This window comes from Sphingobium sp. OAS761 (assembly GCF_024168485.1).
GTDB lineage: Bacteria > Pseudomonadota > Alphaproteobacteria > Sphingomonadales > Sphingomonadaceae > Sphingobium.
On sequence record NZ_JALJVY010000006.1, the window covers coordinates 20,776 to 46,559 of the forward strand.

The following is a 25,784-nucleotide window of genomic DNA, read 5'->3' on the forward strand; positions in this document are numbered from 1 at the left end:
ATTGAATTTCGTCGCTCCGGGCGGCACAAGACAAGAAGAAGGGTTGGACATGCTGCTTTCGGGTTACCGGATCATCGAATCGTCCATGCTGCTGAACGGGGCTGCGACCGGCATGATGCTGGTAGACCTGGGCGCGGACGTCATCAAAATAGAAAGTCCTTTCCTGGGGGACTATCTGCGCCTGCCGGATACGCGACACCTTCACCTCCAGGCGAGCAAGGGCAAGCGCAGCCTGGCGCTGGACATGAAGCAGGAAGCGGGGCGAGAGGTGTTCCGCCGTCTGCTGGCGACGGCTGACGCCTTCGTTACAAACGCGGTCGCCGACCGCAACGACAAGCTGGGCCTTGGCTATGCCCAGTTGAAAGCGCTCAAGCCTGACATCGTCTATTGCCAGAATACCGGTTTCGGCGCGACCGGCCCATTCCGAGAGGTGCCTAGCCACGGGCAGATGATGGACGCAATGGGTGGAGCCATCCCGATGAAGATGTGCGACGACGGACTGGTCTGGCCGGATGAGACATATCTGCGGCGCGTCAATTCGATGGCGGGGGGCGGCGAGGGCACGACGATGGGAGCAATCTATGCTGCGTTCCACATCGCGGCGGGTCTTGCTCACCGCGAACGCACCGGCGAAGGCTGCTATATCGATGTGTCGTCGGCCCATGCCGTCGTCGCCAGCGCCTGGGCGGGCGCCACTGTGGAAAATAATCGGCCAGCGCGCATCGGCTGGTGGCAGAATCCTGACAATATGCGTCCGATCGCTCGGTATCAGGCCTATCAGACGCGCGACGGCAAATATGTGCTGATCTGCCCGGAGGAGAAGAAGTTCTGGCATCTCTTCTGCGATCTCGTCGATCGTCCAGATCTCAAGGATCAGGAACGTGGCGAATCGCTGCGGCGCGAACTTCAAAAGGTCATGTGGACGCGCGACCAGGCCGACTGGTTGGCCATGGCGATCGAACATCGTATCCCCATCGGGCCGATCAACAACGGCATAGAAGAGGTGCGCAACGACCCGCAAATCGCCAGCCGGCCGATGTTCGTCGAAGGGGAAGCGGACGGCAAGCCCTTCACCTACGTCGTTCAGCCCGCGATCGTGAACGGCCAGGCGCCAACATCCTTCACACAGGCGCCGGAACTGGGCGAGCATAATGAAGAACTGCTGGCCGAGCTGGGCTATGGCACCGCCGACATCGAACGCTTGACCGCCGAAAAGGTGATCGCCGCTCCCGTCGTCAGCGATCATATCGCCAGCGCCATATATGGGGAGGGGTAAAGCCCTCGAAAAAGACAGCAGCGACTGGGACCGAAACAGGAGACGACGGTCAAGGCGGGCCGAGATACGGATGAATAAGCAGCATCGGCTTCAATGATAAAGTCATACTGAACTGACGCACGTTCGGGCATTGCTCGGGCAGCGGCGCTGGAGTTCGCACGGAATATTTTTCCGGCCATGGCCGATAGGTTCGCACCGTTGCAGAACGCCAGCGACCAACTACTGACCTGTCGTCTGACGGGCTCTCGATCCATTCACTTGACAGAAAATCCACCTTCTTGACAGGGAGGGTGCGCACGCGCAGCGCGGGGTAAAGCGTTAATTGTTTGAGCGGAGAGATATTCGTGCGGCGAAATATTTCACGGGACACGCTTCTTGAAATATATCGCCGAATGCGCCGCATTCGGACGTTTGAAGATCGCGCGGACGAAGTTCATCGCAACGGCGAAATTCCCGGCAAGCGCGCTGATGAAGGCGCCCGATGTCAACGTTACCTGGACCGACGTGGCGATGCAGCGCCATTCGGTCGCCGACATCGCCATGGCGGTGGTAACCGAAGGCGGGTTGTCTCGTGACACGATCCTGATCAATGGTGAGTGGCGATCGACCGCTTCGGGCGGTACGCAAGAAATCGGCGAGGCGGTGCAGTCGACCAAGCGAGCCTTCCCCGCATGGCGCAAGGTCACGGCTGACGTTCGCCGCGATATTCTCTACCGCTTCGCCCAGCTGCTCAACGAAAATGCGGCCAGCTTTAGCCATATGCTGCGGCGCCAGTCCATGGCCGGGCGCGGCTTCCCGCTACCTTCAGGCCGGGGCCGCAGTCGGCTCCGGCCTGACCGGCGCCTCGATGGGGCAGGCATAACCCCGCGCCTTCAACTTGCGGTCAAAATCGGCAAATAGTGGGTCGAGCGCGCCGGCATTGGTGAGCCGCGCCCGGAAGGTCCTGATCATGTTCGCATCGAAGACGTTGTTCTGCGCTGCCAGCCCAAGCACTTTCAGCATCACCACCGGAACGTAGGGTGGGCGGCCGCCCTTGCTTCCGTCCGCATAGGTTCACGCGGCAACCAGCGTTGGACGAAACGCCTCGAAATCCACCACCCGTGCCAACACCTGCAGCGGATCGCCGTCCGCCGCTTCATATGGTCCGATAACCCGAAAAGCCCGGATTGCCGCAACGCTCGCTCCCACTGCCCGGAGCCAGTGAGCCACCCCTCAGCGGATTTGGCGAGCGGTAAATGGAAGTGCTCGCTTAGCCCCGTCGCCACCCCGAGCAGCGCGCTAAACACATGCCGTCTCCCTTGGTGCTCTTGCTCCATAATGCCGGGTAAATACAAAAGGGAAACGGCGCGCCCGTCGCCAGGACAGACGCGCCGTTCAATTACACTGGGATCAGAAGCGGTAGGTTGCCTCGGCGCCGTACATCCGCGGCTCCCCGATCGTTGCCGGGGCCAGGTTTCCGCTGATGATACCGGCAGCATAGTACTTCTTGTCGGTCACGTTCGTCGCGAACAGCGAAATGTCCAGATGCTCGCCGATCAGGTAGCTGGCCCGCAGGCTCAGCGTTCCATAACCGGGCAGCTTCCGATCCGCCTTGTTCGGGGACATGTAGAAGCTGCTCACATGGCTGTAGTCGGCATTGAGACGAAGCGTGTTCGATTCCCCTATGGCCAGGTCGTAGGTCGCTCCGAGCGCGTACTGCCACTCAGGAGTGAAGAACTGCACGCGGTTCGGATTGGGGAACTTGGTCTTCACGTAGGATACCGACCCGCGAAGCGTCAGCCCGTCGATCGGGCGGGCCGTGCTTTCGACTTCGAAACCGTCAACCTTCGCCTTGCCCGGGTTGTTGATCACCTGGGTCGTCGTGGTCGGGACGACCGGTGGCGCCAGGATGACCTGCTGCTGAACGTTGGTGTAGTCGACATGGAACACCGCAGCATTCGTGCGGAACGTGCGGTTGAACAGGTCCGCCTTGATACCGGCTTCGTAGTTCTTGACCTTGTCCGGGAAGAAGGCGGTCGCCGAATTGAAGTTCACCGCGCGGGCCTGCTGGCCGCCACTGCGAACGCCGTTGTTGGTCTTGGCGTAGAAGAAGATATCCGACGAGATCTTGTAGTTGATGCCGACATCATAGGTGAAGTAATCGAACTTGTCGGTCCGATCGAGCAGGCACGGTCCGTCGGTCGTGGTCGAAGTGGTGATGTCGGGGCCCGGCGAGTAGATGCACGAGCGCTCGAGGTGAGGAGCCAAGCCGATGAGCGGATTGCCCGCCGTGGCGAAGCTCCATCGGTTACGCCCCTGCAGCGACTTGGTATCCCAAGTGTACCGACCGCCGGCATTGATCGAAAGCGCATCGGTAACGGCAAACTCGGCATAACCGAAGAGCGACTTTGACGAGTTCACGCTGTTTGCGTCGAAGGTGACCGAGCCGCCGGGATCGCCGAAAACCTTGGTGATGCCGGTATTGGTTTCAAAGCCCTTTTCCTTGAAATAATAGGCACCCAAGATCCAGTTGAGGCGCGAGTCGAAGCTCGTACCGAGCAGTTGGAACTCCGCCGACCGCTGGTTCTGCGCCTGCAATGTGGTCGGCGTGAACTGGAACAGGGCCAGGGAATCCGTGACGATGCCGCTGGTGTTGTTGTTGTTCGTGGTCGCATGCGACTTGGCGTACGAAACGGCCAGCTTCGCGGTGATTTCGTCGGAAAGATCGTACTCGATTGTCCCCTGGACATATTTGGTCAGCGCCTCCGTCGAAGGCACACCGCCGTTACGAATGGTAACCGGAATAAGCGCTGAGTAGAAGTCGGCAGCCCGCTGCGGCGAGTTGCGGAACGAGGTTGCGAAAGTACTCAGGTCGAGCGTGGCGATATCGCCGCTCAGATTCGCAACCAGCGCCCCGTTGCTGGTGCCCCTATAAAGGAACCCGCTAACGTCAACGCGAAGCCCGTCCACCGGCCGCCACGCGAGCGAGAGCCGGTGCGTCTGGCGGCTGTAATCGTTCATGTCAAACGAGTCGATCGGGGTGAGATTGGGTTCCGCGACCAGATAGCCGGTCGTATAGCCGTTGCGCTTGCGGTATGAACCGGCGTAGCGGAGGGCGAGCTTATCCTCGATGATGGGTATGGTTACCGCGCCAGAGATGGATGCCGCGTTGTAATTGCCGACGCCGGCATTCACGAAACCTGTGTACCCTCCGCTGACGTCGGGCTTGACCGCCGTGATCTTGATCGCGCCGCCGATGGTGTTGCGACCGAACAGCGAACCTTGCGGCCCCCTCAGGACTTCGACCCGCTCGACATCGAGCAGGTCGCCGAGGACGCCGTAAGCGCGCGCGACGTACATGTCGCCGATGTACACGCCCACAGCGGGATCGACGGTGATGTTGGTTTCGTTCTGCTGCTGGCCGCGGATCGTGATGATCGCCGAATCCGGATTGTTTGACTGCCTGCGGATGGAAACGCTGGGCGTACTCCCGGCAAGATCGGCCAAGTTGACCACGTTCTTTTGCTTCAGGGTATCGCCGCTCAATGCGGTGACGGCCACCGGCGCAGTCTGAATTGACTCCTCGCGCCGCCGCGCTGTGACAACGATCTCATCGAGGCCGACCGAGGACCGAGCCTCTTGGGAGGAAGGTTGCTGGGGAAGGGCAGCTTCGTCTTGGGCGAAGGCCGGAAAGGCAACGCCGCACATCGCGATGGTCAGCAGGCTGGACCGGACCTTAAGAACTTTTTTCTTCATATTTTCCTCCCTTTCGACATTTTAACATTCTGAGTTGAGCGACACAGACAACTGCATCCCGCCCGCATCGGCACAGGCAAGCAACCGCCGGGTGGCGTGGAGTAGGTTGACCTTCGGAAGCATAGCTCGGCGCCCATAGAACGGGCCGCCCAATCCTAAACACCTCTCCCGCCTCGTCTGATATTATGCTCCTCTTACAGTAATCTCAATTGGCGCAAGGTGCAATATCATTGTCGACCTAGATTTTTCGCGATGTCGTTCGAATTCTGGAACTGCCCGGTCTCGCGGCTGCGCGGAGGGGGAGGGGAAAGTGCCTGTTCGCAGCATCGAACCCGAACGACGCCCGGTGCGATACGATCATCAATTATCCCGCGCTCGTCCGCATCAGCTCCGATGAATTCATCCATCTCTATATCAAATAGCAGCTGCACGCTGCGGAAGGCTATCGAGATCATGTCCGAGGCCGATCCGCACGCGATCCGGGAACGGGCCGACGCGCTGCCGCCTTGCCACTGCTGATCGGATTAGGGCGAACCTACCGCCCGTCCTTCGTACAGAGGATTGAGATCGCAGGCGTCTGGCGCGGATGGAGTGGATGCATGGAAATACGAGCGATGCGAGCAGTCAATTTTTCGAGAGCATGGCAATCTGGCGAACCGGTGCGTGCTGGCCTCGTCTAGGATTCCGTATATCCACGCATTGACGCCTAAATCAGTATCAGGGCGTTGACGAAGGTCAGTTTATGGCACACCGTGTCAAATAATAAGTGGCCGGTGGATCGTCTGCCGGGTGATGCCCCATGGAGAGTGAGAGATGACGTTCGTGGAACGCCCCCTTTGGAATTTCGACCATCATGGGTCGCGCTACGCGCAAAACTGGGAAGATCTGGTCCGAGAATTACACGCAATGGACTTCCCGCTGGCCTGGTCGGAGGCCAATGGCGGCTACTGGATTCTGGGTGCATGGGCTGAAGCGAAGAAGGCGCTGGAGGATTGGGAGGCTTTTTCGGCGGATAATGATGTCAAGCATGAACGTCGCGGCGGCAAGGGATCACGCATTCCGCAGCATTCCTATCCGTTGATGCTCAGCGAGTCCGATCCACCCTTTCACACGGCGCGTCGTCGGATCGAGATGCCGTTTTTCACGCCCAAGGCATTGCGCGAATATGGTCCGATGATCGATCGCTTCATGGATGAAGCGCTGAAGGGAATTCGAGCGAAGGAAGAGGCGGACATGCTGCGGGATGTGATCCTGCCGATCACTGCCCGCGCGACCTTTCACCTGGTCGGCTATCGCGAGAGTTGGAGCGAAGTAGCCTATTCGGTGCACCTGGTGTCACATACAAAGGAGACGGACCCCGGTTATCCCATCGAGATGATCCAGCGCATACAGGCCGGGTTCCGCACGATGGTAGCCGAGCGCCGCGCCGAGCCGAAAGACGATATCGCATCGGCGCTGGCGCAGGGCGAGGTGCTGGGCCAGCCGCTGTCGTTCGAAGAGGCCGAGAGCATGATGACCGCACTCGTCTTCGGAGGGTTCGACACGACGACCGCGTCGGTCATCAACGCCCTGATCTGGCTGCAGGATCGTCCCGAAATCCGCCGGCAACTCCTCGACGATCCCAAGCTTCTCGACAATGCCATTGAGGAATGGCTGCGCGTCTGGCCGCCTGCGCAGGGGATTGGACGGACGGTGATGCGCGACATGGAGATTGGCGGCCGCCAACTCCGCGCGGGCGAACGCATCTTTATCTGGTTCGCAGGCGCCAACCGCGATCCGGCGAAATTTCCCGATCCTGAGACGGTTCAACTCGACCGTCCCAAGGCGTCCGATCATCTCGCATTCAGTGGTGGTGGGCATCGCTGCCTGGGTGCGCCGCTCGCCAAGATCGAGCTGCGCACCATGATCCGCGCCGTGCTGACGCGCATGCCGGACTATCGGATCGATCTCGACAGGGTCACCCGTTTTCCGACCTACGGGGCGGTGGCGGGGTATCTGGAAGTTCCGATGCGGCCAGGTGCGATAAGCTAAGCCTGAGCCGACGCCCGCTCCTCGATCGGCGGGCGTCGGCAGAACGTCAGACGACTTTCATGGGAAGTCGGCTGATCGCGTTGATCGAGACGGTGATGGCGTGCTTCCACTCTCCGTTGAGATCGAGCCGCAGCCCGACCTTGCGGAATTCCTCGAAGAGGATCTCTACCTCCAGCTTGGCGAGATGCGATCCGATGCAATAGTGCGGACCGCCCGCGCCAAAGGCGGAATGACCCGCGCGGCGCCGGGAGATGTCGAATTTGTGCGGGTTCTCGTACACTTCGGGATCGCGGTTGCCGGCGGTGTACCACAGCATGACGAACTCGCCCTCGCGGATCGTCTTGCCGTGAAGTTCGACATCCTGGCGCGCGGTACGCCCCATGTGCATCACCGGCGACGCGATGCGCAGCAGTTCCTCGACGACGATCTTCAGCGGCCCGGTCTCCACTTGCTGCCGGGCATCCTCGTCGGTGGCCATCAGCAGGAGGGACTGAGCGATAAGGGTGTGCGTCGTTTCAAATCCGGCGATCAGGATCATGAGCCCCGATTCGACATATTCGTCCAGCGTGATGGGATCGCCCTGATGATGGGCGGAGAGAAGCTCCGTAGCCATGTCGGCGGCGGGTTCGGCCAGTTTGATCTCCCGCAGCTTGTGGAGATAGTCGATGACGCCCTGGTGAGCCAGCGCGCCCTTTTCGAACCCGATCTCGGGATCCATCCGGCCAAACATGTCGTTCGCCCAGGAGACGATCAGGTGACGGTCTTCTTCGGGTACGCCGAGGACGCTGGCCACGACCTGCGCGGGCAGTTCCGCCGCAATCTGGGGGATCGCATCGAAGGTCTGCTTGTCCTGCACTTCCCGGACGATCCGGACGCAGATCTCGCGGATCCAGTGCTCGAACCGCGCCACGACGCGTGGCGAGAAAGCGCTGGCAAGGAAGCCGCGCAGCCGCGCGTGATGCGCCCCGTCATGCCACATCAGGTTGTTGACCAGCTGGCCCCGGAAATGTTCATTGTCCTGCCCTGCCGCCCGGAGAGAAGAAGCGAGGGCAGCCGGGTAGAGGAAGCCGAGGCCAGACGTGAACCGCTCGGTATCCATGCTGACCGCACGAATGTCGGCCGCGCGGGTCAGCGCCCAGAAACGGTCCCCATAGGGCGCACGAAGTTCATGGCACGGATCGTTGCGCCGAAGATGGTCGAAATAGTCGTGCGGCGGACCGCGCACGAAACTTGCCGGGTCGAGAAGATCGAGCTCAGTGATCGTATCCATTCATTCTCTCCTACTCAGGCGATCCGCCGCTTGCGCAGAATGCCTCAAATTCTTCCTGGAAATCGGGGTGCCAGCGCGAGAGCGCCGGGCGATTGCGGATGACGTCGTCCTGCGCCCATTGCAGGCGGCGCTCATCGATCGCGCGGGACGTTTCATTGTCCTGGCACCAGATGTAAAAATCGCGCTGCGCCAGACCTGCCAACAGGGCTTCGGCAACCTGATCGCAGGTCCATGCGGCGGCGGGCTTTTCCGCGAAATGGCGGGACATCATGGCGGAGTAGGTGAAGCCGGGCACGAGGAGGTGGGCCGAGACCCGGCATCCTTCGATCTGGCGCAAACTGTGGGCCAGTCCCTCCGTCAATGTCCTGACCGCGGCCTTGGTGACGTTGTAGGCCGTGTTGCCCGGCGGCGAGGTGAAGCCCTGTTTTGATCCGGTGTTCACGATGGCGGCGGGCGTGCCCTGGTCCACCATGGGCTGCACGAAGGCCTGCACGCCGTTGAGAACGCCGTTGAGATTGACGCCGAGGATCCCGTCCCAGCTGCCGGGGCCGGAGAACAGGTCGCCGCCGACGCCGATGGCCGCGTTGTTCATCAGCAGTCCGACTTCCCCGAACCGCTCGAACACGGCATCGCGGAGGTCACAGACCTGAGCGACGTCCGCGACGTCGATCGTCCGATACATGACATCAGGCGCACCTGCCCTGGCGACTGCATCGGCCGCGTCCGCCAGCCCTTCGCTGATATCGGCCAGGCACAAGCGCATACCCGCAGCGGCACAGCGCAAGGCCACGGCGAGACCGATGCCGTTCGCGCCGCCGGTGATGACCGCGGCCCGACCCGGTGCAATGGCCGGATGGTTGTTCATCGTGGACACCCCTCCCGATCGGTACTTATATAAATGGGATTATATTTGAGGAGGTAGGATGTCAAGCGGCTTGCCCTGGCCTTTCGTTGAGCTTGGAGAAATCGCGGACAATGCCTAAGCTCAGCCTCTTTGCGTGCGGGAGCGAGGAAGTTTGGTGACGTCAATCGACAAGATTCGGAAACCGGATCATGGAGGCGCGAGGTCCTCCAGGACGTCGAAACTCGCAGAAACAGTCGCGCGAAATCTTGAGGAGCGGATCATCTCCGAAGGCTGGCCGGTGGGTCATCCCATCGGTCGCGAAGCCGATCTTGCCACATCGGCCGGAGTAGGGCGATGGGCCATGCGGGAGGCGCTGTGCCTTCTGGAGGAAGGTGGTCTTATCGAATCCCGGCGTGGAAATGGCGGCGGGATGTTCGTCGCCTCCCTGCCGTCCACCATGGTGATAACACGTCTCAGCAACTATATTGACTTCATGGGTGCGCCCGCCGCCGAGTTGTCGATCCTGCTGGCCGCGTCCGACAAGGTCATGATCGACCGCGCGGCATCCCGCATGAAGGCAGCAGATCGCCGGGAGTTGAAGGAAATTCTCGCCAGCGTGGAATCGCCGGTAAGGCCAGAAACCATCAGGTCGCTCGCACCCATCCGTCCTTTGTTGTTGCGGGTGGCAGGCAATTCCGCCCTCAAGTTGATATCGGGTTCGGTGACCTTGGCCACGATGCAAGCGTGCTGGTATTCAACGCTGGCGGATGAGGCGTATCGGGAAGCCTTCATTCCGGTCGCTATCGCCGAGCGGGATATCGCGACGGCACTGGTGGGGGCGGCGGTTGCGGATGCCCATGTCGCCTCGACCCTTTTCGTGTCCGCATGCGAAAAGCTGTTCCGGGCCTCGGCGAACTCGCTCCGTTTGCCGGGACATACGCAGGCAGCGGTTCGCGCGTACGAACTTTTTCCGGCGGGCAGGCCGATGAAGAAAGCGGAGAGCGTCGCGCGCCACTTGCGGGAGATGATTCTGGATGCGGGGTGGCCGGTGGGCGCGCAACTGGGCACTCTTCCCGAACTGATGGAGCGTTTCGATGTCGGGCGCCCGGTATTGCGGGAAGCGCTGAGAGGTCTGGAGCGTATGGGCGCTATCAGGGTCGAGAGGGGAATCGGGGGTGGGGTGAAAGTCGCGTCCCCCGATCCAGATGAAATCATCTCTGCCTGCCGTCGGCACCTGGAGCGCGAAAATCTCCAGCCGGATGAGGCCCATGAGATGTTGGATGCCATTGCCGAAGCAGAAATGCGCAGAGGACGACCGAACGGCGGCGAAGCGGAACTGACGACATTGCTGCCACTTGTCCGGCAGATATTGATGCTGGACAAATGATGCGAGTCAACCCTGCGTCAAACAAGGTCGCTCGCCCACCTGAAGCAGGGTGTCATTTGATATTTTACCAATGACCGCTCTACAGTGATCCCATGTCCAGCCAAGCCGAGCAACTTTCCCCGGGGATCCCAGCCAGACCGGCGAACAGGAAGATAGCGGGGGTGCCTCGGACCCGTTCGCAGCAGAAGCGCGAGACGGCGCAAGCCTTGCAGGATGCGGGCATGGCGCGTTTCGTCAAGGATGGGTTCGAAGCAACGACCATAGAGGACATCGCGCGAGACGCCGGCGTCTCGCGGCGCACTTTTTTCCGCTACTTCCCGACAAAGGAAGAACTGATCCTCTCCCAGTTCGAGGAAATGGGTACGATCATTTTCGACGAGATCCGGTGTCGGCCCAAGAGCGAGGGGCCGATGCTGGCCTTGCGCAACGGTTTCAGGACGCTGGACGTCCAGGATACGGCGCAACGCCGCCGGATGGAATTGCTCGGCTGGCTGATCGCGGAGACGCCCGCTCTACGAGGCCTGATGCTCCTGCGGCAAGAGCGGTGGGAGGCGGAGATTGCCGACAGACTGGCCGACAGGCTCGGCAAGCCGCACGGCGATCCGGTTGCGCGGCTGGTGGCTGCCGCCGGCTATGCCGCCTTCAGAGTGGCTTCGTTGAAGAACAACATGAGCGGCCGGGGAAATTTCGGAAAAACTCTGGACGAGACCTTCGACTTGCTCGGTGAAGTCGCGGGGCATTTGCAAGGCTGACTGTGGCGCGGTCCAGCGCAACATGGAAAAGGGCCACAGTCAGCCTTGCAATGGCGGATGCGCAGACCCGGCCGCCATCCTCATCCCGCGCCCGCGAAGTCGGTTTCCGGCTTGATTACGGTAAGGCCTTCATGCTCGCTTCCCTGTCGGCTACGCGCGGGCGTCTACAACGGCGAGCGCCGCAAGAATCGCCGTCACCTCCATCGCATGCTCGGCCGTCTTGGTCATCAGCTCGACCTGCGAGGGTTCGGGCGACACGAAGGTGGAGGGCCCCCAACTGCCGTCGGAACGCTGGCGGGCGATGAACCAGTCGGCCATCTGCACGAGTGTATCGGAATAGTCGTGCGTCGGATCGGCGATCTGCATCAGCGCCACGCCCCAGCCGAACTTACACGCCTGCACCGATGCGAGATCGTCAAACTGCGCCTGTGTGCCGGCAAGGTTGATGCCGAGATAGGCGTGGCCGCCGGCCAACGCGTCCTTGTCGCCCGTGCGCATCGCATAGAGCCCGAGGAAGCCGGCAGCAATGCCGGGGTAGAAATAAGCCTGTCGCGCTTCCTGGAACTTAACTGCGGCGACCCAGCCGAGATCGGCCGGGGGCTCAGTCACAAGCCCTTGGGGCGAGCGCAGCGTATAGAGGATGTTAGGAAGCGCTGGCTGTTCGGCCAGGCAGGCGAGCGTCCAGTCGCGGATGCGCTTCGCCAGATCCATGCGTCCGCCCAATATTGCCGCCATGCCCACCTGCGCGGTCGAGAGCAGATCGGTGAGGTCGGCATAGGGGCCGCCGGGCACATCGACGGGCATGCCGCCATTCTGCTCCAGCGCGCCAATCCGGTTGAACAGCCGCGCGGCGACGTCGTGCCGTTCCAGCAACAGCGCGCCCATGGTGAGGTGGCCGATCGGATAGGCGCTGAACCGCCCCTGGCCATAAGCGACGCCGGCGGAGAAATCGCCATTCTCCCCAAGGCCTTCACGATTGGCCCATTCCAGCACGGAGGCGCCCGCTGCGGTTTCGCCCAGCAGAGCGAAGGTCCAGGGAAAGCGCGACCAGCCATTGCCCTTGTCGGCGTCGGCCGGGCGGCCGTTGGAGCAGACCCTTTCGAGCAGCCAGTCGCGGGCGCGGTCTCGCGACGCCCGCAAGCGCTGCGCAGCGGCAACGACGCTCATGCCGCCACTCCCGCATTCAGTCGGACCGGCACGCTGGAATAACCCAGGATGGTTCCCGTTCGCGGGAAGCGGACGGCGCGATCCTCGTCGATGGTATAGTCGGGCATTTCGCGGATGAAGGTCCCCAGCATGGCGGTGATCTCCAGCTTGGCCAGCGGCGCGCCCAGGCAGCGGTGCGGGCCGGCGCTGAAGGACAGATGGTCGCCCGCATTGGCGCGCGTCAGATCGAGCGTGTCGGGATCGGAGAATTTCTTGGGGTCGCGGTTGGCTCCGCCCAGCCAGCAAAAGATGCGATCACCCGCGCGCACCTTGCGCCCGCCGATTTCCACATCATGCCGCGCATTGCGCCCGACACCGGGCGTCGGCGGGAAAAAGCGGAGAAATTCCTCGATGCCCAGCGACATGGCCTGCGGACTGGTGATCAGCGTTTCGCGGGCGCCGGGCCGGCTCGCCAGCCAGATCAGGGCGTTCACGACCGCGCTGGTCGTGGTGTCGAAGCCGGCGAAGACGAGGGCGTACATCATGCTTTCCGCTTCGGGGTCGCTGAGCGGTTGTCCGTTCACATGCCCATGGGCAAGAGCGGAAATGATGTCGCCCGTCGGGTTCGCGCGCCGGTCAGCAAGATAGCGGGAGAACATCACCCGCGTATTGGCTATTTCCGTATGCGGATAGTCGGGATGATCGGGCGGCAGATAGATGGCGCGGTGCGAAGACATCGCCGCGTCCTGCCAATTGTCCGCCTCAAATCCGACAAGGTTGAGCGTGGTGCGCGCAGTTGTCGGGATGACGATGTCATTGACCAGATCGACCTCGTCGCGCCCCTCGCAGTTCTTCAGGGCCTCCCTGAAGAATTCCTCTGCCTTCGCCCCCCAGGTACGCAGCGACTTGGGCGTGAAGAAGGGCATTTCCAGTCGCCGCCGCGCGGTAGACAAGGGCGGGTCGCTCTCGCTCAGCATCAGTGGGAAGGTCTGCTGCGGGATGGAGACGCCGCGATAACCTTCGCGTTCCTTGTGCACATCATTGTCGGACGAAAAATTCTCATAATCCGTCGTGACGCGCTTCGCCTCTTCCCAGTCGGCGAGTACCCAATAGCCGTCATGGGCGTCGGTCCACGCCATGGGATAATCCATGGCGTGCAACCGGCGGGCAGTGTCAATCCAATTGTCCTTGAAGTCGATCGACTGATGATCGAAATCGAATGTCGGCGACCGGTCCGTCATGTTCCTGCCTCACTTGCCCTGTGTTACTTGCTTTGAACGCGTGCCAGCACCCGGTCGAGCACCGGGATCAGCATGTCGGCGAAGGCCACCGGATCGTCGGAGGGAGCGAAGTGGCCCAGGCCGTGGGCGACGATCACTTCGGACCCGGGGACGTTGCGCTCGATCGCCGGGCCGCCGTGCACCTCGTCATAGGCAGCGGAGTCATATTGACCCTCGATCACCACCAGCGGCTTGGCATGCGCGTCGATCATGTGGCCGCATTGCTTCAGATCATGCCCATGCATGAAATAGTCGTTGTCGCCGGCATAGACGCCCGGGAAATTGCTGCGGTAGATCCAATAAACTTCCTGCGCCAGCGCCTCGGGCGCGACGGGGGTCGTGCCCCCCAGGATGATCGACATCGGATAATCTTCCGAGACGGACGGCGTGCGAAAGATGTCATTGTTGATCGCGTCGGGCGGGATCGGATTGTCGTACCAGCCGTTGAGCGAGATGAAAGCGCCGAAGCGGTCCTTGTGATAGGCGGCAAGATCGAGCGCGAGTTGCCCGCCGACCGAGCAGCCGGCGAAGAAGGGTTGGTCGAGCTTGAGATAATCGGCGAGGGCGACGACCCAGTTCATCAGCTCCTCGCGCGTCGTCTTGTAGGGCTGCTCCCACCAGCGCACGCCGATCGGCGGCAGCGACTTGCCATGATAGGGCAGGTCATAGGCGATCATGGTGAAGCGCTTCTGCATCTCGGGATGGGCGAGCAGGTAACGATATTGGCGGCTATCTGCGCCCGCAGTGTGCTGAAGCAGCAGCGGCGTCGGGCCGGTGCCAGCGGTCTCATAATAGACGCGAGCTTCCACGCCGTTCGCCTGGATATAGCCATAACGGCCAACTGCGGTGTCGGTGTCGCGGAAGGGAGCGGGTTCCGCGCGGCGCTCGTTGAGGCCGCAGACCGCCTTGCGGAAGACGAGGTAAAGACGCTGCCATGCGGCCTGATAAGCGGCAACGTGCGCCGCAAAGTTGCCCTCAATCTTGAGCCCATGCGAAAAGCTCATCGTCACCGTCTCATAACCTGGCTCGGCGAGCGGCTTGGACAGCGCCTGCGCCCAGAAGGCATCAGGTGCGGAGATGACAACGTCTGCATCGCCTGACGCGGGGCGCACATCCTTGATCTCACCGCCCACGATCTCCAGATCGAAGGCTTCGGCATCGGGGCCGATCCGCACGGTCGCGTCGAGACCGCGCAGCTTGTAGGTCAGTTCCTTGTCACCGGTGGCTTCGGCCCGGAATGTGTCGATTGTCGGCACTGGTAGGATCCTCTCTAAGATAGAATTCTTGTGATTTGCGGCAGACTGTCATGCGTTGCAGGAAACAGAACAAACCCGGAAGCGGACATGCTGACCGTTTGCCCATCGCCGGTCCGATGTCTTAATATAGCACTTTTAATAGAATTATGTGACTTGTGGCGCAAGCCCGCGCGACGCGCGCTGGCCGGTTCACAATCCACCCATCATCACATATTTGAGTTCCAGATATTCCTGGATGCCGTGCCGTGAACCCTCCCGACCCTGGCCGGAAGCCTTGATGCCGCCGAACGGAGCGACCTCTGTGGAAATGGCGGCCTCATTAAGTCCAATCATGCCATATTCCAGAGCCCCCGAGACGCGCATCGCCCGCCCGATGTCGCGGGTGTAGACATAGGCGGCGAGGCCAAACTCGGTGTCGTTCGCCATGCGGATCGCGTCGGCTTCGTCCGAAAAGCGGATGATGCCGGCGACCGGACCGAACGTCTCTTCCCGCGCGATGATGGCGTCGGCGGGGACATCGGCGATCAGCGTGGGCGTGAAGAAAAGATCATGGTCGAGCGCGCCGCCGGTGACGAGCTTACCGCCGCGGGCGACCGCATCGGCCACATGCTGCTCCACCTTCGTCACGGCGCGCTGGTTGATCAGCGGGCCGATGGTGGATTGGGGATGGGTCCCGGGGCCAACGACCAGCCGGTCCATGCGTGCCGCCAGCGCCTCGACGAACGCGTCATGTACCTTGTCATGGACCAGGAAGCGGTTGACGCAGACGCAGGTCTGGCCGGCATTGCGGAACTTGCCGAGAATAGCGCCATCCGCCGCAGCTTCGATGTCAGCATCCTCGAACACCAGGAAGGGGGCGTTGCCGCCCAGTTCCAGCGATAGACGCTTGAGCGTGGGCGCCGCCTGCGCATAGAGCATCTGCCCGACCGCGGTCGAACCGGTGAAGGATAGTTTGCGCACCACGGGGCTTTTCATGAAGGCGCCGCCGATCGCCTGTGCATCGCCTGTCACGACGTTGAACAGGCCGGCCGGGATGCCCGCTTCTTCGGCCAGCCCAGCCAGCGCGAGCGCGGTCAGCGGGGTTTCGGGAGCCGGCTTCAGGATGACTGCGCAGCCCGCCGCAAGGGCCGGCGCAACTTTGCGCGTGACCATGGCGGCGGGGAAATTCCACGGAGTAATCGCGGCAACGACGCCGACCGGCTCTTTCCAGACCAGCACGCGCTGATTGGAGCGGGGGGCGGGGATGATCTCCCCGTCGATGCGGCGCGCCTCTTCCGCGAACCAGCGCACGAAGCTGGCGGCATAGGCGATCTCGCCCGCTGCCTCCGCCAGTGGTTTGCCCTGCTCGGCTGTCAATATCGCGGCGAGCGCGTCCTTGTGGCATAGGACCAGTGCATGCCAGGCATGCAGCAGGTCCGCCCGCTCGATCGCCGGGCGCGCGCGCCACGCGATCTGCGCTCGCTCCGCCGCTGCGATGGCGCGATCGGCCTCCTCGGCGCCCAGCGCCGGCACCTGTGCAATGATTGCGCCGGTCGCGGGGTCGTGAACATCGGTTGTGGCGGTACCGCTGATCCATTCGCCGCCGATCAGGGCGCGGTCGCGATAGGGGGGCAGGGTTTGCAATGTCATGATGCTCGACCTCGGTGGAATAGATGCCTGGGAGAATGACGTTGCCGCCATCCTCCAACCGATCTCGCTATCTTGCAGTGGCGGATGGACATTTTTAGGCGCAGGCCGATGCGGACGCCCTCACGGCCATAGCCGCTCTGCGATCGTCGCGATCGGTAATGCCAGGATCAATATTGCGACTCGGGCCAGCGAACGGTCATGCCATCAAGTTCCGGCGTTACGATGATCTGGCAGGTCAGGCGGCTGGTCGGCTCGGGAGCGATCGTCCCGTCCAGCAGCATCTCCTCATTCTCGTCCGGCTTGGGCAGCAGGTCGTAGAATTTTTGGTCCAGATAGCCGTGACAGGTCGAGCAGGAGAGATTGCCGCCGCATTCGGCCTGAAGCCCCGGTACGCCATTTTCGATCGCGACGCGCATCACGGACTCGCCATCCTTCGCATCAACGACATGCTCGGTGCCGTCATATTCCTTAAAACAGATTTTCGTCATGATAGTCTCTTCTCCTCAACGCCAGCAGCTCGCACGGCGCTCGCGCGGCCATCCGCCGGGCGTAGAGGGAGCGCGTGAACCACCGTGTTCTGTTGAAAGGGCTGCGGTCTTTTTAATATATTACTCTTCGTTTTCACCTGCCGCATTTCGGTTGGCCATGCAAGCAGAGTTTGACAGGCATTCGGAGTATATGGGGGGCAAAACCGAACACAAAAGCGCGGATACTCACCGGAGGACCGTGCCCTGGGAGACTCCCTGCCATTGGTCGGGATCATGGCCGAACAGCATGCGCGTTCCCCGCTCGCGCATCGAGCGGAGACGCCGCAGCACGTCGAGGCTCATCTCCCGGTCGAAATTGCCGGGAGATATGACGAGCTCGTCCAGGTTCCGGGCGAGATAGCAGCAGTCTGACGTCAGCACGACATCACCGTCCGCCAAACGCACCCGCGCCGACTGATGACCGGGCGTATGGCCGTAGGTGGGGAAAAGGATCAGCGATCCGTCGCCCCACAGGTCATACTCGCCATCGACCGCCAGGAAAGATTGCCCCGTCTCGAAGTCGTCGTCAGCGTAGAGCATGCCGTCGATATGCGCCCGTGCGAAATCCAGCTCCTTCCGCTGGATGACGATGGTCGCGTTGGGAAAGGCGCCGTTGCCGCCGCAATGGTCGGCGTGGAGATGCGAGTTGATGACCCAGCGGATGTCGGCCGGATCGATGCCGGCCGCGCGCAGACGGGCGGCCAATTCGTCGCCCTCCCGGAAATCGAAGCCGACCTCCTCCGGCCCGAGCTGCGCGTCAATCTCCCTCCGGAAGCGGTGATGAAGGCCCGTGTCGAAGATCGCCATCCCCTTGTCGGGATGACGGATCAGATAGGCTGGAACGGGCGAGGTCAGCAAACTTTGATCCTCGCCACCCAGGAAAAAGGTCAGCGGCGCCTGAAAGGACCCGCAAGTGAAGCGAAGCAGCTCAATTCCCATGGTCCGCCGCTCCTACTGCCCGAAGGTGAAGACCGGCCGCGTCGCATAGGCGGCGTCCAGCAGGTCGCGCTCGGCATCGGTCAGCCTGATGGCGACGGCAGCGAGCGATTCCTCGAGTTGCGCCATCTTGGTCACGCCGATGATGGGGATCACGCCGCTCTGCCGGGTCGCGAACCAGGCGAGCGCGATCTGCATCGGCGATACGCCATGCGTCTGCGCGATCTCGGCCAGCAGCGCCTGCAATGCGAAATCTTCCTCACGAAAGTAAATCTGCTCTGCCGTCTTGTCGGCCTGCGCACGCGCCGTTTCACCGCCGCCCTCGCGCTTGCGGTTGCCGGCAAGGAAGCCGCGTGCCAGCGCCGACCAGGCGAGCACGCCCAGCCCCTGATCCTGGCAGAGCGGGATCATCTCCCGCTCTTCCTCGCGATAGACGAGATTATATTGCACCTGCATGGTCGAATAGCGCGTCCAGCCGTTAAGCGCCTGGATCTGCAAGGCCTTGGCAAGCTGCCATGCCTTGTAGTTGGACGCGCCGATGTGCAGGACTTTGCCCGACCGCACCAGATCCTCGAACGCGCGCAGCGTTTCGTCCAGGGGCGTCGTGCCATCCCAGGCATGCTGTTGGTAGAGGTCGATATAGTCCGTGCCCAGCCGTTTCAGGCTGCCCTCTACCGCCTGCATGATATGCTTGCGTGACGCGCCCCATTCATTGCGGCCGGGGCCTGTCGGCGCGAAGAATTTGGTGGCGAGTACCAGATCCTCGCGCCGGCCGAACTCTTTGATGGCCTTGCCTACGACGATTTCGCTCTGCCCCTCGGCATAGCCGTCGGACGTGTCGATGAAGTTGACGCCCCCCTCGAACGCGCGCTGGAAGAAGGGGAGGCTCTGTTCCTCGTCCAGCGTCCAACCAGAATGGAACTGCCCCTTGCCGAAGCTCATGCAGCCAAGGCAGATGCGCGAAACGGTAAGACCGGTGGTGCCGAGTTTGGTATAATCCATGGGATCAATTTCCGTCTGCTGAAGCGATGCCATAGTCGGCAAGCCGCGTGTCGAGCCGGTCCAGCGCCTCGCCGACTTCGCCATGCCGGCGTTCGGCAAAGGTCCGGATCACCGGATCGGTGATGATCATGAACTCATCCTGCGCAACACCGTCAAGGCAGATGCGCGCGGTGAGCGCCGGGTCTTGTCCGGCGGCCTTGAGGTGCGCGTCCATTGCAGCGCCTTCTTCTTCGGGCATCTTGACCGGCCCGCCGTAGCGATCGTGTCGCAGCGCACGCGCATCCCACAAACGAGTCGCCGTCAGGCCGGGGCAGAAGATGGCGACCGTGACCTTCGTCTCCTGCAAATCACGGCGCAGCGCATCAGCGATGCCGAGGATCGCATGCTTGGTCGATGTATAAACGGATGCAGGGCCCAGCGCAGGCAGGCCAACCGAATTTTCCGATCCGGTAAAAACGATGCGGGCGGCGCCCTTCTCCGCCGATCGCGCCTCCAGAGCCGGATAAAAGGCGCGCACGGTGGAGACGGCGCCGATCACGTTGACATCGTAGAGCCACTGAACCTCCTCGGGCGCAATGTCGATCACCGTACCCCCCAGGGCGATGCCGGCATTGACGAATAGCAGGTCGACGCCACCGAAATCCCCGACCACAGCATCGGCCAGTGTGGCGAGCGACGCCGGATCCGTTACGTCGCAGGCATAACCGCCTGCCCGCTCTCCCAGCGCAGCGGCGACACTCTTCGCCCGCTCGCCATTGATGTCCGCCAGCGCCACGCGGGCGCCCCGACCGATCAATGCTTCACCCAGCGCCAGCCCGATGCCGTTGGCGCCGCCGGTGACGACCGCCACGGTCTCGCTGTTGATTTCCATCCGGCTCTCTCCGTCAGAAGGATGATGAATTAAATTCGAATTCGGAACAGGCTTTACAACGAGGTGATGTCCGAGATGTGCTCCTTGACCAGCATGGCAGTAACGGTCGCGCGATCCATGAAGCTCTCTTCATCTGCTTGCAGCAGCTTGCCCTGTTCCGACTGGGCCACCGCGATCGATGCCTGCCAGCCGGCCTCATCATCGAACCACAACTCGGTGATCGCATCGAAGGCCGGTGCTTCCCCGGCAAGCGTGGACTCGGGATAATTGCGAACATAGGCCCGCAGGCTGGGGAAAAGCGATTGGGCGAGCGGCGCGTGAACATTCTCATAATGATCGCGAAAAGCCTGAACGTCCATGCCCTGCTTACGCCGAACCAACATGACGAGCTTGATCACCGCACCCCTCCATCTGCCTATAAATACGCCAGCGCTCTTTTGGCGCCAAATATGATACTCTTTCTGCATGTGTATCATATTCATCGTCGGCGCAAGAAAAATCCCCACCCTCCCGGACGGGGATCAATAGCCGTCGATTTGGCAGTTTTTCAGCGATCCAGCAACGAAACCATCACCTCGCGCGGCCCCGAAAAGGGATTGCGGCCATGTGCGCAGAGCAGGTTGTCGAGGATTGCGACATCGCCATCCTGCCAAGGCCAGGCGAGTTCGACATCGTCATAGAGTTTGAAAACCGCTTCGATCTCCTCCTCGGTGAATTTTTCGCCCGTATCGAGATAATGGCCGGAGGGATATTTCTGCGCGGCGCGCACGGCGGCGACGATGCCGGCGAAGGCGGGGTTACGATCGAAATTGGTGTTGGTGTGGAGATTGGTCCGATAGATGCGCTCGCCGGTTATCGGATGAACGGTGAAAACATCTGTTTCCTCGCGGAGGGTCAGACTGCCGTCCGCGTGCCAGATCGGTTCCATGCCCAGCTTCGCGCAATGCGCCTCCACCTCTTCCCGGCTTTCGGTGAAGAAGGCGTCGTCCCAACCGATCTTGTCGGGATGGTCGACCGATGCGGCATTCTTGGTGCTGCCGGCAGGGGCATAGTTGCGCACGATGTGCACTTTGCGCCCTTCCAGCCGTTGCATCAGCCAGTCGGGGAAGCGGCGCATGAACAGCCGCATCGATCCAATGATCGTCTCGCCGCCGACTGGCGCGGTCGTCTTGCTGAACAGCGCGATGCGCGGCGGATAGCGCTTCATATAGGCCATCTCACTGTGCAAATTGATCTTGAACTTTTCGTCCAAGCGTGTCGATTCCAGCACCTGCCCCGTCACCGTCTTGCGCGGCGACATGCCGGCAACATAGCCGGGCTCATAACGCGGAAAGAGCGCCATAAGACGGTTGAAATCATCTGCCGAGCCGACGGGAAAGCCGCGCAGCATAACGCCGCCATGCTCGATCATCAGCGCGTCGAGCGTGGCCCGATGATCGCGTACCCAGTCAAGAAAGACGTCGAGCGCATTCAGCGCCTCGCCCTGCCGCTCGATGAAGAGCGGCGGCACGTCGGAACCGCCGGTCCAGCAGCGCACATCCCCGCCTAATTCAGGCACCTCTACGGCCATGCGGGTGGTCAGATAATCGGTATCGCGCATCGCCGCCGGCGCGGGCTGCTCTGCTATCGTAGCCATTTCATTCTCTCCCAATGCCTCGAATATCGCTTCAGACGTCCTGATAGTCCGGCCGGGCAAGCTCGGTATAGAAGGCCAACTCATCGACCGGATGTTCATCTCCCGCCCGTGCATAGGAGGGGCGCCCGGCGCGGAAATTGATAAAGCGCAGCCCGTTCTGGCCGGCGTGAAAACTATAGACTGCCTCCCGCTCGACCGCGATCGCGGTTCCCCGACCATAGCGACGGCGGCCGAGCACAATCTCCCCTGCCGTCACCATGATGACCTCATTTTCGGAATGATAGTGAGGATGCACCGGATAGCCGGGCGCGTGTAAACTGTTTTCATGCAGCCAAAGCTCGCAGGTCGGGCAGCGCGAATCTGCGAACAGGGCCGCGCCGACGCTCTCATTGCCCCTCATCCGCTCGACGCGCGGCTCCTGACCCGCTCCTAATATGTGGACGTGGCCGCCGGCTCGCTCCGGCATTGGTTCGCTGTCGGGATTGACATTGAAAACGATAATTTCCGCGCCTTCTTTCTCCGCCTTTATCTCCGCCGAAGCGCGATGTTCGATCAGCAGCACGCTGCCCGCACCCAATTTCCGGGCACCCGCTTGCACCGATCCGGACCAGATATAGGCGAGGTGGCCGCGCGCGCTGTTCTCCCACCGGAACATCGCGTCGCCCGGCATCATGTGCATCCGCAGCTGAATGGGGGCGCTATCCGGAAAGGCCGTTCGGGTGAGGACGCCGCGGCCGGGCCGTTCGTCGCTCAGCACGACCGCCGGTTCGGCCGGAATTTCGGGAAGCTGCCTTACCGCTATTTTTGCCATCAACGCCTCCTGTCACACCACCGTTTCATCGCCGGTAGCTGGGATCGATCCGGTCAAGCTTGCGTAGCAGCCCGGGCCAGGCGAGTTGGCCGAGCGGCCCGTCGAACGTAGCCCGCGTGTTCCCCATCAGTCCGACGATCCCCTGATTGACGCTGCGCACTTTTCCTCCTGCCTGCGCCCGGATCTGCATCGAGCAGGCGCGTTCCAGAAAATACATGCGCATGAAGGCGTCGGCGCACGTTCGCCCGACCGTCAGCGTGCCGTGATTGCGCAGGATCGCGAAATGCTTCCCGCCGATCGCGGCGGCCATCTCCTTGCCTTCGTCGGCATGCTGCCCTGGACCGCCATATTCATAATAGGCAAGGTCATTCACCACGATCATCGCCTGCTGGGTGATCGGCAACAAGCCGTCGTCCTGCGCGGATACGCCGGTGCCGTCATCGGTATGCAGGTGCATGATGCAATGCGCGTCGGGCAAAGCCATGTGGATGGCGCTATGGATGGCGAAACCGGCCGGATTGACCGGCGCGGGATTGTCATCGACCTTGTTGCCCTGCACGTCGACCTTCACCAGGCTGGAAGCGGTGATTTCCTCGAACATCCAGCCATAGGGGTTGATGAGGAAATGATCATCCGCGCCCGGCACCCGCGCGGAAAAATGAGTGAAGATGAGATCGTCCCAGCCGTGCATCGCAGCCAGCCGGTACAGCGCTGCCAGTTCCTGCCGCAACGCCCATTCCCCGGGCGATACCTGCCCCTCCATCGAGTCGGTGCGGTATGCGCCCGCGACCACCCGCTCAGGGAGCATCTCGACCTTCGCCATATCGCCTCTCCTCGCGTGCAATTCTGTATCGCTGACGGAAGATGCCTTGAAGCAGAGCATTAATCGAATTAATATTTCTGAAAATGGAATTCAGTGTGACTAATGTCGGATATTGACTTCAACCTGATGCCTGTGTTCGAGGCGCTGTATGAGGAGCGGCGGGTGGGCCGCGCCGCCGTGCGCTTGGGGCTGACCCAGTCTGCCGTCAGCCAGGCGCTGGGCCGGCTGCGCCACGCGCTCAACGACCAGTTGTTCCTGCGTTCGTCCGAAGGGCTGGTGCCGACTGCGCGGGCGCAGCAGTTGGCGGCATCGATGCACGCGTTGCTGTCGCAATGGCGCGCTGCCTGCCGTCCGCCGCTTTTCGATCCAGCGACCAGCACGCGTGAGTTCCGGATCGTGGCGGGATCCTATATCGGCGAAATGGTGCTGCCGCCGATCATCGCGTCCCTTACGCACCGTGCCGCGAACATCGGCTTGCGCGTATGGAACATGAGCAGCAATGTGGGGGAATGGCTTGAAAATGGCATGATCGACATGGCGATCGGCACGTTCGAGCATCTGCCCAAACGTGTGCGTTCGCACCGCCTGTTCGGCCATCCCTACGTCTGGTACGCGCGGCGCGAGCATCCGACAGCCTTTTCTCTGCGGTCGATCGAGGAGGTGCTTGCGCTGCCGCGCGTGGAACTGGACGCAGGCGAGGGCCCGGTCAGCGCCAAGGGTTTGTGGCAGGAAGGCGGCATCCGGCGCCGCGCAGCCGCCGACGTGCAGTCGATGCTGCCAGCGGCCGCGCCGCATCGCGCATCGCCAGTGCCCCGGCTCTATCTCCATCAATGGCGCGTGGCGCTTGACGTCGTGGGCAAGACGGACCTGCTGGCCCTCATGCCGGAGCGCCTGGCCGTGATAGGCGGTCAGGAATTCGGCACTGCCGTCCTGACCCAGTTCACGCCGGTCGTTACGTCGGACCCGTCGCTGATCTGGGACGAAACGCAGACCAACGATCCGGGCAACCGCTGGCTGCGCGACCTGATTCTAGAAACCGTCGGCGAGGGGACAGCGGCCCGTTGATCGGAAGTCGGCACGCTCTCGGTTCCGCACGACGTGTCAAAGGGCTTCGCGAATATCGAGATGCCGGCGCGAAAGTGCCGGACGGTCATGAATTATGTCGCGCGCTACCCACAAAATCCGCTTTTCATCGAGCGCGCGCGATGTTTCGCCTCGGCCGCTCGAGCTGTGAGAGTCGGCATCCTGGAGGCGTCCCGCCTCTCATCGCTGGCGTCGGCGGTCCTCATCCGTTAGCGAAGGCGCTCAAACCTTGTGCAATGCATCCCGCCGCGCTTTGCAGGCTGCGTATCGGAGAATAGATGGCAACTAAGTTGCAGGTCGAGAGACGCGGAGCATCAGAGGAGGCGAAGCGGCCACTGCGCCGTCCCCGTCTCGCGGCGCATGTCGCCCGGACGATCGAGGATCGGATTTTGGCGGGGCAATGGCCGATCGGGTTCCAGATCGGCCGGGAAGCTGAACTGGCGATCGATTTCGGCGTGTCGCGCTGGACGTTGCGCGAAGCCGTGCGGATTCTCGAGGCCTCGGGCTTCGTTGAAACGCGCAAGGGCGGGGGAGGAGGCCTGTTCGTTGCGTCGAGCGCGCATGATTTCGTGTGCAAGATGGTCAGCAATTATTTCGAGTTCATCCATGTCGGTCGCGACGAGTTCGCTGCCGTGACGGCCGCACTGGCGCGGCAGGCGCTCGACCTATCGGTTGCCCAACTCACGGCAGCCGGCCGTCAGGATATCCAAGCAAGGCTGGATGCCATCGCGGCTCTCCCGCTCGCGCGCCAGCTGGAGGAGGCCGGCGCGATCCACCGGGCCCTGATCGACGGGTCGGACAACCCGGTTCTCGCCCTGTTCCTTGGCGCGCTGATGCGGATCACCTCCAACGCGGCGATCTATTCGGACCTGGACGATGCGGAGTGGTATGGCGCTTTCGCGACAGTGATCGACGCGACGAAAAGCCTGGGGCGATCCGCGCTGGACGGCGACCTGACGAGCGCCCATGCTGCCAACGACAGGGTGATGGAGCAGTATGTCTTGCTGTTCGAAAACAGTCAGCTGCACCTGCGCAAGTCGATCACCGAAACGGCGACCGACCGGGCCTATGGCTTTTTTCCGCCCTCCCGCCCGACGAAAAAGGCCGACCATGTCGAGCGCGCGATCCGCGAGATGATCTTCGGGCAGACCCTGCCCCCCGGCGCCGGCCTTGGTTCGGAAGCTGATCTGCTGGATCGATTCCGGGTAGGGCGATGGGTGCTGCGGGAGGCGCTTCGCTCGCTTGAGCAGTTGGGCGTGGTGGAGATGGGTTGGGGCTGGCGCAGCGGCCTGCGGGTCGTGGCACCCGATCCCGCCATGGTCGCGCAGGCCTGCTGTCGGCAATTGCGTCGGGAGCGCGTGCGGCGCCGGCATCTGATGCCCGTCGCGGCTATGCTGCGCGACCTCGGCCGCGCGGAGGGCGGCCCCACGCCGATCGTTGATTTCTTTTGGAAGGTCCTGGACGAAGTGCAGGCTCAGCCGTAGCTCCC

At 62.1% G+C, this 25,784-nt stretch carries 23 protein-coding genes; 7 read left to right on the forward strand and 16 right to left on the reverse strand.

Going from position 1 to position 25,784, the window contains the following annotated elements:
* Positions 1-49: 49 nt before the first annotated feature.
* Both J3E64_RS09285 and J3E64_RS09290 read left to right on the forward strand, forming a co-directional pair.
* A complete protein-coding gene (locus tag J3E64_RS09285; protein ID WP_253342387.1) occupies positions 50-1,276 on the forward strand; it encodes a CaiB/BaiF CoA-transferase family protein in 1,227 nt (408 codons plus the stop codon).
* Positions 1,277-1,651: 375 nt separating this feature from the next.
* Complete coding sequence (locus tag J3E64_RS09290; protein ID WP_253342389.1) at positions 1,652-2,176, forward strand: aldehyde dehydrogenase family protein; 525 nt, start codon at positions 1,652-1,654, stop codon at positions 2,174-2,176.
* Between the two features lie 489 nt (positions 2,177-2,665).
* On the opposite strand, the gene J3E64_RS09295 is transcribed toward J3E64_RS09290, so the two are convergent.
* Positions 2,666-5,011 (reverse strand): TonB-dependent receptor, encoded by a 2,346-nt coding sequence (locus J3E64_RS09295; RefSeq protein ID WP_253342391.1) that lies wholly within the window; start codon positions 5,009-5,011, stop codon positions 2,666-2,668.
* A 227-nt stretch (positions 5,012-5,238) separates the two neighbouring features.
* Positions 5,239-5,466: a hypothetical protein gene (locus J3E64_RS09300; protein WP_253342393.1), complete on the reverse strand. Its 228-nt coding sequence runs from the start codon at positions 5,464-5,466 to the stop codon at positions 5,239-5,241.
* A 358-nt stretch (positions 5,467-5,824) separates the two neighbouring features.
* Here J3E64_RS09300 and J3E64_RS09305 point away from each other — a divergent pair, with 358 nt between their 5' ends.
* Positions 5,825-7,042: a cytochrome P450 gene (locus J3E64_RS09305; protein ID WP_253342395.1), complete on the forward strand. Its 1,218-nt coding sequence runs from the start codon at positions 5,825-5,827 to the stop codon at positions 7,040-7,042.
* Between the two features lie 46 nt (positions 7,043-7,088).
* Here J3E64_RS09305 and J3E64_RS09310 read toward each other — a convergent pair whose 3' ends face one another.
* Together J3E64_RS09310 and J3E64_RS09315 are read right to left on the reverse strand one after the other, a co-directional pair.
* Complete coding sequence (locus tag J3E64_RS09310; RefSeq protein ID WP_253342397.1) at positions 7,089-8,312, reverse strand: cytochrome P450; 1,224 nt, start codon at positions 8,310-8,312, stop codon at positions 7,089-7,091.
* 10 nt (positions 8,313-8,322) lie between these two features.
* On the reverse strand, positions 8,323-9,177 hold the full coding sequence (locus J3E64_RS09315) for an SDR family NAD(P)-dependent oxidoreductase (protein WP_253342399.1): 855 nt from the start codon (positions 9,175-9,177) through the stop codon (positions 8,323-8,325).
* A gap of 154 nt (positions 9,178-9,331) precedes the next feature.
* On the opposite strand from J3E64_RS09315, the gene J3E64_RS09320 reads away from it, so the two are divergent.
* Both J3E64_RS09320 and J3E64_RS09325 read left to right on the forward strand, forming a co-directional pair.
* Positions 9,332-10,543: a FadR/GntR family transcriptional regulator gene (locus J3E64_RS09320; RefSeq protein ID WP_367398616.1), complete on the forward strand. Its 1,212-nt coding sequence runs from the start codon at positions 9,332-9,334 to the stop codon at positions 10,541-10,543.
* A gap of 161 nt (positions 10,544-10,704) precedes the next feature.
* The gene (locus J3E64_RS09325; protein ID WP_253342403.1) at positions 10,705-11,295 is read left to right on the forward strand and encodes a TetR family transcriptional regulator; all 591 of its coding nucleotides are present in this window, start codon (positions 10,705-10,707) and stop codon (positions 11,293-11,295) included.
* 150 nt (positions 11,296-11,445) lie between these two features.
* On the opposite strand, the gene J3E64_RS09330 is transcribed toward J3E64_RS09325, so the two are convergent.
* The 12 genes from J3E64_RS09330 to J3E64_RS09385 form a co-directional block, all read right to left on the reverse strand.
* Positions 11,446-12,462 carry a hypothetical protein gene (locus J3E64_RS09330; protein WP_253342405.1) on the reverse strand — a complete coding sequence of 339 codons (1,017 nt, stop codon included), beginning with the start codon at positions 12,460-12,462 and terminating at the stop codon, positions 11,446-11,448.
* Positions 12,459-13,682: a cytochrome P450 gene (locus tag J3E64_RS09335; protein WP_253342407.1), complete on the reverse strand. Its 1,224-nt coding sequence runs from the start codon at positions 13,680-13,682 to the stop codon at positions 12,459-12,461. The genes J3E64_RS09330 and J3E64_RS09335 overlap by 4 nt, the downstream gene beginning before the upstream one ends.
* Before the next feature lie 23 nt (positions 13,683-13,705).
* A complete protein-coding gene (locus J3E64_RS09340; RefSeq protein ID WP_253342409.1) occupies positions 13,706-14,977 on the reverse strand; it encodes an alpha/beta fold hydrolase in 1,272 nt (423 codons plus the stop codon).
* Between the two features lie 189 nt (positions 14,978-15,166).
* The gene (locus J3E64_RS09345; RefSeq protein ID WP_253342411.1) at positions 15,167-16,606 is read right to left on the reverse strand and encodes an NAD-dependent succinate-semialdehyde dehydrogenase; all 1,440 of its coding nucleotides are present in this window, start codon (positions 16,604-16,606) and stop codon (positions 15,167-15,169) included.
* A gap of 167 nt (positions 16,607-16,773) precedes the next feature.
* Entirely contained in the window at positions 16,774-17,094 is a 321-nt protein-coding gene (locus J3E64_RS09350) for a 2Fe-2S iron-sulfur cluster-binding protein (RefSeq protein ID WP_253342413.1), read from the reverse strand.
* Between the two features lie 225 nt (positions 17,095-17,319).
* A complete protein-coding gene (locus J3E64_RS09355; protein WP_253342415.1) occupies positions 17,320-18,072 on the reverse strand; it encodes an N-acyl homoserine lactonase family protein in 753 nt (250 codons plus the stop codon).
* 12 nt (positions 18,073-18,084) lie between these two features.
* Positions 18,085-19,071 carry an aldo/keto reductase gene (locus tag J3E64_RS09360; protein ID WP_253342417.1) on the reverse strand — a complete coding sequence of 329 codons (987 nt, stop codon included), beginning with the start codon at positions 19,069-19,071 and terminating at the stop codon, positions 18,085-18,087.
* 4 nt (positions 19,072-19,075) lie between these two features.
* Positions 19,076-19,942: an SDR family oxidoreductase gene (locus J3E64_RS09365; RefSeq protein ID WP_253342419.1), complete on the reverse strand. Its 867-nt coding sequence runs from the start codon at positions 19,940-19,942 to the stop codon at positions 19,076-19,078.
* A 53-nt stretch (positions 19,943-19,995) separates the two neighbouring features.
* Positions 19,996-20,340 carry an EthD domain-containing protein gene (locus J3E64_RS09370; protein WP_253342421.1) on the reverse strand — a complete coding sequence of 115 codons (345 nt, stop codon included), beginning with the start codon at positions 20,338-20,340 and terminating at the stop codon, positions 19,996-19,998.
* A gap of 149 nt (positions 20,341-20,489) precedes the next feature.
* On the reverse strand, positions 20,490-21,578 hold the full coding sequence (locus J3E64_RS09375; protein WP_253342423.1) for a TauD/TfdA family dioxygenase: 1,089 nt from the start codon (positions 21,576-21,578) through the stop codon (positions 20,490-20,492).
* Between the two features lie 31 nt (positions 21,579-21,609).
* Entirely contained in the window at positions 21,610-22,389 is a 780-nt protein-coding gene (locus J3E64_RS09380) for a hypothetical protein (protein WP_253342425.1), read from the reverse strand.
* A gap of 25 nt (positions 22,390-22,414) precedes the next feature.
* Entirely contained in the window at positions 22,415-23,212 is a 798-nt protein-coding gene (locus tag J3E64_RS09385) for a class II aldolase/adducin family protein (RefSeq protein WP_253342427.1), read from the reverse strand.
* A 102-nt stretch (positions 23,213-23,314) separates the two neighbouring features.
* Between J3E64_RS09385 and J3E64_RS09390 the strand changes: the two genes are divergently transcribed.
* Positions 23,315-24,277, forward strand: coding sequence for a LysR family transcriptional regulator (locus J3E64_RS09390; RefSeq protein ID WP_253342429.1), 963 nt, complete (start codon positions 23,315-23,317; stop codon positions 24,275-24,277).
* Between the two features lie 296 nt (positions 24,278-24,573).
* Positions 24,574-25,779 (forward strand): FadR/GntR family transcriptional regulator, encoded by a 1,206-nt coding sequence (locus tag J3E64_RS09395; RefSeq protein ID WP_253342431.1) that lies wholly within the window; start codon positions 24,574-24,576, stop codon positions 25,777-25,779.
* Positions 25,780-25,784 lie beyond the last annotated feature (5 nt).